Source organism: Acidimicrobiales bacterium (assembly GCA_036273495.1).
Taxonomy (GTDB): Bacteria; Actinomycetota; Acidimicrobiia; order Acidimicrobiales; family JAJPHE01; genus DASSEU01.
On sequence record DASUHN010000355.1, the window covers coordinates 1 to 2,955 of the forward strand.

The window sequence follows — 2,955 nt, forward strand, 5'->3', positions numbered from 1 at the left end:
CCCGCCCCGCGACGAGCCGCACGCCGAGCTGTCCCGCGCCCATCGCATCCTCGAGCGGATCCGGGCCATCCCGGAGGGCTTCGTGCGGACCTACGGGGACATCGACCGCCGCGCCCCGCGCATGGTGGGCCGTGTCCTGGCCACGACGGAAGAGGAGGTGCCCTGGCACCGGGTGGTGCGCGCCGACGGAAGCGTGGCCAAGGGCCGGGTGCAGCTCGATCGGCTCCGCCGGGAGGGTGTACCCCTCCGGGGCGATCGGGTCGACCTGGCCCAGGCCCGGATACCGGGCTGACCAGGGCAGGTCCGGGATGAAGCCGGTCGGTCCGCAGCTCGCCGAGGGACGTGACTCGGTCATCTACGAGCACGGCCCGGGACGGGTCCTCCGCATCCCCCGGGACGGACGGTCTCTGGACGGAGAGGCCGACGTGATGCGCTACGTGCGGGCGCAGGGCTATCCCGCCCCCGAGGTCTATGAGAGCGGGCCCGGGTACCTGGTGATGGAGCGGGTGGACGGGCCGACCATGCTCGACGCGCTGGTCCGACAGCCCCACCGGATGGGGCACCTGGCCCGGATCCTGGCGGACCTGCACGTGCGTCTCCATGCTCTCGCTGCTCCCGACGGTCTGCCCCGGGCAGGGGTGCCGGGAGACCGGCTGCTACACCGCGACCTGCACCCGCTCAACGTCTTGATGGCCGCCGGTGGCCCGGTCGTGATCGACTGGACCAACGCCGCGGCCGGAAGCCCTGCCTACGACGTCGCCGACACCTGGGTGCTCTCCGCCGTCGGGGAGGTGCCGGGGGGAGCGGGGGCCCGGGTCGCCGCCACCCTGGGGAGGCGGGTGTTCCTCCGCTCCTTTCTCCGCAGCTTCGACCGTGACAAGGTCCGAGCGGCCATCCCCGCCGCCGTCGAGCACCGCCTCTCCGACCGGAACATGAGCGAAGGGGAGCGGAGCCGCATGCGCCGGATGGCGGCCCGGGCGTCCGCCGGGACGGGCCGGCGCTGAGCCCGGCGCCGGCCTGCTGAACAGGGCCGGCGGGCCCACCGGCCGGTCGCAGTCCGCCCTCAGCCCATTCGGCGGGTTTTCCCAGGAACGACCGAGGTGGGCGTGAGGATCCGGTCCGATCCTCGCACCGTGGCCGTTCATCCTGGGACCATTCCGGAGTGAGCCTGCGGTTCCGTCTCGTGGCCGGGCTGGTCGGGTTGATGACGGTCGGGCTCGGGATCTTCGGGGTGGCGACCTACGCCCTCTACTCCCGCTCGCAGTACCACGATCTCGACCAGACCCTCCGGGCGTCGGTGCCCCTCGTGAGCGGGGAGCTGGCCCGCGCCGCCGGCGTGGTGCTCGGTCCCCCCGGTGCCGGACGGCCCGGCCGCGACGGGCAGGGGGCCGGTCCCCGGTCGGGACAGGCGCCCCTGCCCGGAGGAGCGGTGTCGGGCGGTGGGCCCCCGCCCGCAGGCGGCGTCGGGGCGCCGGTCGTGGCGCCGGGGACCTACGGGGAGCTGGTCGACGGCACGGGCACGGTCCGCAGCCACGTGCAGGAGGTGAGCTCGACCTCGCCCCCGAAGCTGCCCCGACCGCTCCCGTCGACGTCGGGCGGCTCCCGGGTGCTGGGCGTCGCATCGGTCAGCGGGTCGGGCAGCTGGCGGGTCGAGATCGGCGCCCCGCAGAACGGCGGCTACCGCGTGGTCGTGGCCGTGCCGACGTCGAGCGTCACCAGCGCCCTGCACCGCCTCACCCTCATCGAGCTGTCGGGGGCGGCGGCCCTGCTGCTGATCCTGTCGCTGGGTGCGGGGTTGGTGCTGCGGCGGGGCCTGGCCCCGATCGAGCGCATGGCGGGCACGGCGCGGGCCATCGCCGGCGGGGACCTGACCAGGCGGGCCGAGGTGCCGTCGTCGAGCAGCGAGGTCGTCGAGCTGGGCCGGGCCTTCAACACCATGCTCGACGAGATCCAGGCCGCCTTCGGCGAGAGAGACGCGACCGAGGCCCGCCTGCGCCAGTTCCTGGCCGACGCGTCCCACGAGCTGCGCACGCCGCTCACGTCGATCCAGGGCTTCGCCGAGCTGTTCCGGCTCGGGCTCGAGGACCCGAGAGTGGACAAGACGACGGTGGCCCGTCGCATCGAGGAGGAGTCGGCCCGGATGAAGGGGCTGGTCGAGGACCTGCTGCTGCTGGCGCGCCTGGACCAGGTGCGCGCCGGGGACCGGGCCGAGGTGGACGTGGCCGTGCTGGCCGCCGACGCCTGCAGCGATGCCATCGCCGCCGAGCCGGGGCGGCCGGTGACCCTCGCCGCGCCGGAGCCGGTGGTGGTCCTCGGCGACGAGCAGCACCTGCGTCAGGCACTCGGGAACCTGGTGGGCAACGCCCTGCGTCACACCCCGGCCGGGTCTCCGATCGAGGTGAGCGCGGTGGTGGATGCGGGCTGGGCGGTGGTGGAGGTGCGCGACCACGGTCCCGGCCTCGACGAGGAGGCCCGGGCCCACGTCTTCGAGCGGTTCTGGCAGCGGGACCCGGCCCGCTCCGGGGCGGGAGCGGGACTGGGCCTGGCGATCGTGGCGGCGGTGATGACCGAGCACCAGGGCACGGTGAGCGCCGCCGACGCCCCCGGCGGCGGGGCGGTGTTCAGGCTGCGGCTGCCGGCGGTCAGCGGCTAGAGCCGGGAGGGAGCCGCAGGCTGTATCCCACCCCGCGCACGGTGTGGATGAGGCGTGGAGGCGTGGTGTCGATCTTCTGGCGGAGGTAGCTGATGTAGGTCTCGAGCACGCTGGCGTTCCCCTCGAAGGTGTACTCCCACACGTGCTCGAGGATCTGCTCGCGGGTCAGAACCCGCCGGGCGTTGGCCAGCAGGTAGAGGAGCAGCTTGTACTCGGTGGGCGTGAGCTCGATCAGGCGTCCGGACCGCCACACGTCCCGGGTGTCGAGGTCCATCTCCAGGTCGGAGAAGCTCAACCGGTTC

At 74.0% G+C, this 2,955-nt stretch carries 4 protein-coding genes; 3 read left to right on the forward strand and 1 reads right to left on the reverse strand.

Annotated features, from left to right (window positions below):
* The 3 genes from VFW24_15080 to VFW24_15090 form a co-directional block, all read left to right on the forward strand.
* Positions 1-292: MGMT family protein (locus VFW24_15080; protein ID HEX5268088.1), on the forward strand; the 292-nt coding region annotated here is incomplete at its 5' end.
* 16 nt (positions 293-308) lie between these two features.
* Complete coding sequence (locus tag VFW24_15085; protein ID HEX5268089.1) at positions 309-1,004, forward strand: phosphotransferase; 696 nt, start codon at positions 309-311, stop codon at positions 1,002-1,004.
* 158 nt (positions 1,005-1,162) lie between these two features.
* On the forward strand, positions 1,163-2,653 hold the full coding sequence (locus VFW24_15090) for a HAMP domain-containing sensor histidine kinase (GenBank protein HEX5268090.1): 1,491 nt from the start codon (positions 1,163-1,165) through the stop codon (positions 2,651-2,653).
* Here the strand turns inward: VFW24_15090 and VFW24_15095 are convergent.
* Positions 2,643-2,955 (reverse strand): response regulator transcription factor (locus VFW24_15095; GenBank protein ID HEX5268091.1); only part of this gene is annotated, 313 nt, incomplete at its 5' end. The genes VFW24_15090 and VFW24_15095 overlap by 11 nt on opposite strands.